General features: G+C 72.4%; 7 protein-coding genes. 1 reads left to right on the top strand and 6 read right to left on the bottom strand.

Annotated elements, in window-relative coordinates; genetic code table 11:
• Positions 1 to 1,110: GAF domain-containing protein (locus tag D455_RS0107530; RefSeq protein WP_017570134.1), on the bottom strand; the 1,110-nt coding region annotated here is incomplete at its 3' end.
• Entirely contained in the window at positions 1,095 to 1,925 is an 831-nt protein-coding gene (locus tag D455_RS0107525; RefSeq protein WP_017570133.1) for a 3-hydroxybutyrate dehydrogenase, read from the bottom strand. The genes D455_RS0107525 and D455_RS0107530, both read right to left, overlap by 16 nt.
• A 226-nt stretch (positions 1,926 to 2,151) precedes the next feature.
• On the opposite strand from D455_RS0107525, the gene D455_RS0107520 reads away from it, so the two are divergent.
• Entirely contained in the window at positions 2,152 to 3,414 is a 1,263-nt protein-coding gene (locus D455_RS0107520; protein WP_017570132.1) for an extracellular catalytic domain type 1 short-chain-length polyhydroxyalkanoate depolymerase, read from the top strand.
• An 80-nt stretch (positions 3,415 to 3,494) separates the two neighbouring features.
• On the opposite strand, the gene D455_RS0107515 is transcribed toward D455_RS0107520, so the two are convergent.
• The 4 genes from D455_RS0107515 to D455_RS0107500 all read right to left on the bottom strand — a co-directional run.
• Positions 3,495 to 3,728 carry a hypothetical protein gene (locus D455_RS0107515; protein WP_017570131.1) on the bottom strand — a complete coding sequence of 78 codons (234 nt, stop codon included), beginning with the start codon at positions 3,726 to 3,728 and terminating at the stop codon, positions 3,495 to 3,497.
• A 214-nt stretch (positions 3,729 to 3,942) separates the two neighbouring features.
• Positions 3,943 to 4,437 carry a MarR family winged helix-turn-helix transcriptional regulator gene (locus tag D455_RS0107510; RefSeq protein ID WP_017570130.1) on the bottom strand — a complete coding sequence of 165 codons (495 nt, stop codon included), beginning with the start codon at positions 4,435 to 4,437 and terminating at the stop codon, positions 3,943 to 3,945.
• A gap of 271 nt (positions 4,438 to 4,708) precedes the next feature.
• Positions 4,709 to 6,367, bottom strand: coding sequence for an AMP-binding protein (locus D455_RS0107505; protein WP_017570129.1), 1,659 nt, complete (start codon positions 6,365 to 6,367; stop codon positions 4,709 to 4,711).
• 269 nt (positions 6,368 to 6,636) lie between these two features.
• The coding region (locus D455_RS0107500) for an anti-sigma factor (protein WP_017570128.1) at positions 6,637 to 6,947 on the bottom strand (311 nt) is incomplete at its 5' end.

The raw sequence follows: 6,947 nt of genomic DNA, 5'->3' as shown, positions 1-6,947 counted from the left end.
GGCCGCCGCCGACGCCACCCACGCCCGCCCCGACCGCGCGGCACGACCGCTGGTCAGCGACGAGCGCACCGCGTCGGCCAGGTCCCCGTCACCGGAGTCCCACGGGGCACCGCTCCGGGCGCCCTCCTCCACCACGCCCTCCGGGCTGGCGGACACCGACTCGTCCGAGGTCGCGTCGTGGATCAGCACCGTGCCGCCCAACACCTCGGCCACCGCCGCCGCCACCTCGCGCACCCCGCCTCCGCGCAGCACCAGGTCGGTCAGCCGGTCGTGCGCCGCCGCGGAGCGCTCCACCGACGCCGTGTGCCTCTGCAACCGCTCGTTGACGGTGTGCAGCTCGTCCAGGGCGCGACGGGTGTCGTCGATGAGGTTCGCGCTGTCGATCGCGATGGCCGCGTGCGCCGCCAGCGACGACAGGAGCGCCACCTCCGAGTGCGCGAAGGGCCGCTCCCGCCGGTTCGCGGCGAACAGCACGCCCACGTCGCGCCCGTTCATCTTCAGCGGTACGCCCAGGATGGCCACCAGGCCCTCCTCGCGCACCGCGTGGTCGATGTTGTCCTCGTGCGCGAACCGCGGGTCGGTGAAGTAGTTCGCGGTCACGTACGGCAGGGCCGTGGTGGCCACCAGACCGCCCAGACCCTTGCCCGGCGCCAGCCGCAGCCGCTGGAACGCCGCGGACACCGACCCCGACGTCACCCGCATGTAGGTGTCGCCCGCCTCCGGATCGCTCAGCGTCAGGTACGCGGTGTCGGTGCCCAGCAGGTTCCGGGCCCGCTCCACGATCGCCTGGAGCACCTGGTCCAGGCTGCGCATCCCCGCCAGGTCGTTGGCCGTCTCGAACAGCGCGCTCAGCTCCGACTCCCGGCGCTGCCGGTCGCGCATCACCGACCGCACCCGCAACGCCGTCAGTTTCGCTGCCTCCAACGAGGCCACCACCTCCGGATCGTCGCCGCGCGCACGCGCGCGCAGCACCGGCCGCTCGTACTCCACGGCCGGGGCGTCGCGCAACAGCAGGTCCAGGAAGAACGCTTGGCCGTCGGCGCCCGCGGGGCCGTCCTCGGCCGGGTCGCCGTGGGAACCGGAAGTGGTGGTGTTCAGCTCGCGCTCCATGCTCCGTCCACGGGCAGGGACGCGCCGTTGACGAACGACGCGTCCTCACCGCACAGGTAGGTGACCAGCTCGGCGACCTCGGAGGGTTCGATCAGCCGCTTGAGCGGGCTCCTCGCCAACAGGACCTCCGAGACCACCCGGTCCTCGGGAATGCCGTGCGCCGCCGCCTGCTCGGCGATCTGCCTCTCCACCAAGGGGGTGCGCACGTAGCCGGGGTTCACACAGTTGGAGGTCACCCCGTGTGCGGCGCCCTCCAGGGCGACCACCTTCGAGAAGCCCTCCAGGCCGTGCTTGGCGGTCACGTAGGCCGACTTGTAGGCCGAGGCGCGCAGGCCGTGCACCGAGGAGATGTTGACGACGCGGCCCCATCCCCGTTCGTACATGTGGGGCAGGGCGCCGCGCACCACGCGGAACGGCGACTCGACCATGAGACGAAGGATGAGGGAGAAACGCTCCGGAGGGAAGTCCTGGACGGGCGCGACCGTCTGGACGCCCGCGTTGTTGACCACGATGTCCGCACCCCGGGCGGCCTCCTCGGCGGCGTCCAGGTCGGTCAGGTCCAGCGCCACCGCCTCGCCGACACCCTGGTCGGCCAGTGCGTCCAGGGCCTCCCCGTCGAGGTCGACCAGCCGTACACCGGCCCCGGCCTCCGCCAGGCGCAGGGCNGCCCTGCCGATGCCGCTGGCCGCCCCGGTCACCAGGGCGGTCCTTCCCGTGAGGTCGACCCGGGTGGTGCGGGGGATCCCCGTGGTCCCGGGGACGGGGGAATGGGTGGCCTGCCGCGCCGTGCCCGACAGGAACTCGTGCGTCGTCATGGCAGCAAACTAGGCGCGCCCCCACGGACGGGGGATAGGGGAGCCGGACACACCCCGGGGTGTGGACATGTGGTCTCCGGCCATGGGTTGGAAGCCCGCTGTGGGTTTCCCACTGGCGAAGGCGGCGTGACCTGGCTCTCTTGTCCATGTCGCCTGCGTCACACCAGGGTTAGGCTCCCTGCCAGACGGACCCCCGCTCACCGTTCGTATCCCCCGGAGGTACCCCATGGATCCCACGTCACCGTCCGCACGACGCCACCTTCCTCCTCCCACGGCACTCCCCCTCGCCGTCGCCCTGACCGCCGTGCTCGCCATGGTCACCGCCCTGCTGGTCGCCCTGGCCCCACGTGCCTCGGCCGCCACACTCACCCCGGTGTCCTCGTTCGGCGCCAATCCCGGCAACCTGGCGATGTACTCCTACGTCCCCGACGGCCTGCCCGCCGACGCGCCCCTGGTCGTGCTGCTGCACGGTTGCGCGCAGGACGCCTCCGCCTACCACGGCCACTCCGGCTGGGCCGGGTACGCCGACGAACACGGATTCGCCCTCGTCTACCCCGAGCAGAAGTCGGCCAACAACGCCATCAGCTGCTTCAACTGGTTCCAGCCCGGTGACACCGCGCGCGACTCCGGAGAGGCACGGTCGATCCGCTCCATGGTCGAGTACGCCGTGGCCACCCACGGGCTGGCCGCCGACCAGGTGTACGTCTCCGGGCTCTCCGCGGGAGGCGCGATGGCGGGGGAGCTCCTCGCCGCCTACCCCGACCTGTTCGCCGGGGGCAGCATCGTCGCGGGGATCCCGGTGGGCTGCGCGAGCGGCATGATCGACGCCTTCACCTGCATGAACCCAGGCAGGACCCGGACCCCGCAGCAGTGGGGCGACGAGGTCCGCGACGGGAACCCCGGCTGGGACGGGCCCTGGCCGCGCGTCGCCGTCTGGCACGGCACCGCCGACACCACGGTGGCCCCCGCCAACGGCGACGCCAGCGTGAGCCAGTGGACCAACGTCCACGGACTGTCCGGTGACCCCGACGCCACCGAGCAGCTGTCCGGGTCCACCACCGCCGCCTACCACGGCGGAGACGCCACCACCGCGTCCGTCGCCCACTACACGGTCTCCGGCATGGGCCACGGCACCCCCGTCGACCCGTCCGAGGGCTGCGGCACGGCGGGCGCCTACTTCCTCGACACCGTCTGCTCGACCGGGTACACCGTCGACTTCTGGGGCATCGGCGACGGCGGTCAGGACCCCGGGCCGGACCCCACGGACCCGCCCACGGAGGAGCCGACCGACCCGCCCACGGAGGAACCCGGGGTGTGCGTGACCGACAGCAACTACGACCACGTCTCGGCGGGCCGCGCGGTCCAGCGTTCCGGGCGGGTCTACGCCGTCGGCTCCGGCGACGCGCTCGGCCTGTGGAACGTCTTCGTCACCACGTCGCTGACCGAGACCTCACCGGGCTACTGGGAGCACACGCCGAACGGCTGCTAGAGGTCTGGCCGGATACGTTGCCGATGTGGCTGGAGCGCTCCGACCGCGGACGGCGGACAGGGCGGACCGGGGAACGGCTGCTAGGGCCCGTCCCCGCCGCGGGCCAGACGTCCGAAGTGGGCCACCGTCGCACCGAGCGCGAAGTGCGCGGCCTGGTGCTCGGTCATCGGGACCACACCGGCCGGGACGGTCACCCGGAAGGGGAACTCCTCGTCCGGCCGGATACGGAAGTCGTCAATCACTCCCTGGGACAGGAGCATGGTCAGGGCCTCCCGGACCTGCCCAGCGCGGTTGTCTGACGCCCAGATCGACATTCACCCACCCTAACTCCGCGCCGACCGGCTCTCAGGGACTCCCGGAGAAACGCGGGGAACGGGCGGCGGCCGGGGACGTGACGGAGCACGGGCGGGCCGTGACCACGACCCGCCCATGCTCCTGGGGACAGGCACGACCCCCGTGGTGCCCGTCCCCGCCGCCACCGCCGCCGTCCGTCGTCCCCCGACGGCGGACACGGTGGCGGAGCTCCGCTCAGCCGTCCTCGGGCAGCTGTGCCTGCCCCGCGAGAACGTTCGCCGTCAGGCGGCGCAGTGCCAGCCGCGTGGCCTCGAACTCCTCCTCGGGGAGGTCGATGACCCTGCCGATCGCCTCCGGGATGCCCTCGGCGCGCGTCCTCATCCGTCTGCCCTCCTCGGTGAGGGAGACGCGGACGGAGCGCTCATCCCGCGGGTCGCGGCCCCGGACCAGCAGTTCACGGGCCTCCAACCGCTTGAGCAGCGGCGTGAGGGTGCCGTAGTCCAGCTGGAGCACGGAACCGAAGTCCTTCACCCAGCACTCGCCGCGCTCCCAGAGCAGCATCATCACCAGATACTGGGGATAGGTCAGACCCAACGGCTCCAGCAGGGGCCGGTACAGGTTGGTGACCGCACGCGACGCGGCGTAGAGAGCGAAGCACATCTGCTCGTCGACGGCGGGGAGGGGGAAGTCGCCCGCGGGGGCGGGGGATCGGTCGGGCATCGGCTCCATGGTAGTTACCCCGCGCCCGATTTCCAAAGCTCACAATTACCTTGCGCACAAAGAAGAGCGGTACCGGGCCCCGGAGGGGGAATGCGGGGCGTTCACGCAGGTGGAAGCGGGTGTTCACCGGTGCGCCGACGCCCGATCCCGTCCCCGCCTCCGCGCACGAGCCGGCACGTTCCGCCGTTGCCGCGCCCCTCGGGGCCGACACGGGACGCGCGTCCGCCAGAGCCACCAGGGTGTCAGGGGGCGTCGGTGTCGGGGGCGTCCGGGACACCGGTCAACGGCGAGGCTCCTGGTAGGGCAGCAGACGCCTGACCACCTTCCCCGTGGCGTTACGCGGCAGTTCGTCCACGACCACCACGTCGCGCGGCACCGAGAACCGGCCGAGAACCCGGCGCACGTGCATCCGCACCTCGTTCGGGTCCACGTCCCGGCCCGGGTACGGCACCACGTACGCCGCGAACCGCTGCCCGAACTCCTCGTCGGCCACACCCGTCACCACGACCTCACGTACCTGGGGAAGCGTCACGATCGCCTCCTCCACCGGCCGGGGAAAAGCGTTCTCCCCGCCCGAGACGATCATGTCGTCATCCCGGCCCGCCACGTGCAACAGGCCGTTCGCGTCCACGTGCCCCCGGTCGCCGGTCTCCATCAGCCCGTCCGCGACGTTCCTGCTCCGCCCGTTCGTGTAGCCGTCGAAGAGCATGTCGTTGCCGACGTGGATCGAGCCCTCGGTACCCGGCGGGACCTCCGCGCCCTCCCCGTCCAGGACCGCGATCCGCGTCCCCAGGGGCGGACGGCCCGCCGTCGTCGGGGACAGCCGCATGTCCTCGGGGGTCGCGATCGTCGCCCACGACACCTCGGTCGACCCGTAGAGGTTGTAGAGCACGTCCCCGAACACGTCCATGAAGTCCGTGATCAGCTTCGGGCTCATCGCCGAACCGCTGCACGCCACGATCCGCAGCGACGACGTGTCGTACCGCTCGCGCGTCGACCGGGGCAGGTCCATGATCCGCCGCAGCATCACCGGCACCGCGAACAGCGCCGTACACCGCTCCTCCTGGATCGTGCGCAGCACGTCCTCCGGTTCGAACAGGCGTCTCATCACCAGGCACGCGCGCAACGACATGCCCAGCTGCACACCCGCCAGCCCCCACGTGTGGAAGACCGGCGCCGAGATCAGGATGCGGTCCGAGGAACGCAGGGGGATGCGGGACAGCACCGACGCCGCGTCCTGCGGCCCCTTCGGGGTCGGCCGCCGCGCCCCCTTGGGCGCGCCCGTCGTCCCCGACGTCAGCACGACCAACCGGCCCGGACGCTCGGGAGGAGCCGGGTCGGCCTCCGCGCTCTCCGCCGCCTCCCACGGCACGCACAGCCCCTCGGCGGGAGGTTCTCCCCAGGCCGTCACCCGGACGACCTCCGGCGGCAGTTCCTCGCACAGGTCCGCCAACCCGGCGTCGGCGACGACCACCGACACCCCGTTGGACGCCGCCGACGCGGCCATCTGACCCGCCGACAGTCCGGTGTTCAGCAGCACGGTGTCGGCGCCCAGACGGCCGCAGGCCACCATCGTCTGCACGAAACCGCTGTGGTTACGGCACAGCACGCCCACGCGCGAGTCCTGTCCCACCCCGACGCGGTGCAGTCTCCGGGCCAGCTCGCGGCCGCGCAGGTTCATCTCGCGGAAGGTCGTCGGTCCCCGCTCGTCGATGATCGCCACGGCGTCGGGCACGCGCTCGTTCGCGGCGGCGTATCCCCCCGCGATCGTGGCGCCCCACGTGCGCAGCGCGCGGAGCTGGCGGACGACCCTGTCGGGGCGTCCCGGGCTGAGCACACCGGCGCGGACCAGGATCCGCGCCGTCGTGAGGACGTGTCGCAGGCGTGAGGGGGCGGACGTGCGCGGGGGGACGGGCGGGCCTTCGGCTTTGGGCGCCATGGTGTCTCCGGGGGCCGACGGGACGGGCGAAGCGTTCCGCGCCTCACCGGGGAGCCTTCGCCTCGTGACTTCCCGGAAGTACTGCGACCGTAAGCGAGGATCCCCCGCCGTTTCTCCGTCTCCGTGTGAGTCCTTACCCGCGCGTGGTTGTCACCCCGGTGCGGGAAACCGAGGATCCGCGTGCGCACCGCTCCGTGGACCGTGCGGACCCCCGCGAGGACAGTGGTGGCACCGGTCCACGGAGGTGGTCCACGGGAACGGAGCGCGGGTCACATGTCGATGGCCATCGCCTCGCCACCGGGGTCCGGAGCGTCCCCCTCCGACTCCAGCGACACCCGGAGTTCGTCCGGACGCCCCATGTCGTCGGCCATCCCCGAGTGCCTGCCGTCCGCCGACGGCGCCAGCGTCCCCGCCGGACGCACACCGCTGCCGTCGGCCCACCACATCTGGTAGGCCGTCCCCGGCGGCGCCGAAGGCAGACCCTCCACCACCAGCACGGCCGCGTCCATCTCGTAGGAGGCGAAGACCGTGGCCCGCGCGTCCCCGAGCGGGGCCTCCAGCATGTTCGTGTCGGGCGCCG

The organism is Nocardiopsis halotolerans DSM 44410, assembly GCF_000341065.1.
GTDB classification, from domain to species: Bacteria; Actinomycetota; Actinomycetes; order Streptosporangiales; family Streptosporangiaceae; genus Nocardiopsis; species Nocardiopsis halotolerans.
Note: the sequence above shows the minus strand (reverse complement) of the source record. Positions and strands in the feature narration are given on the sequence as shown.

Coding starts and splice junctions, on each gene's coding strand:
- D455_RS0107520 (WP_017570132.1), top strand. CDS start 2,152: ATGGATCCCACGTCACCGTCCGCACGACGCCACCTTCCTCCTCCCACG.
- D455_RS0107515 (WP_017570131.1), bottom strand. CDS start 3,728: ATGTCGATCTGGGCGTCAGACAACCGCGCTGGGCAGGTCCGGGAGGCC.
- D455_RS0107510 (WP_017570130.1), bottom strand. CDS start 4,437: ATGGAGCCGATGCCCGACCGATCCCCCGCCCCCGCGGGCGACTTCCCC.
- D455_RS0107505 (WP_017570129.1), bottom strand. CDS start 6,367: ATGGCGCCCAAAGCCGAAGGCCCGCCCGTCCCCCCGCGCACGTCCGCC.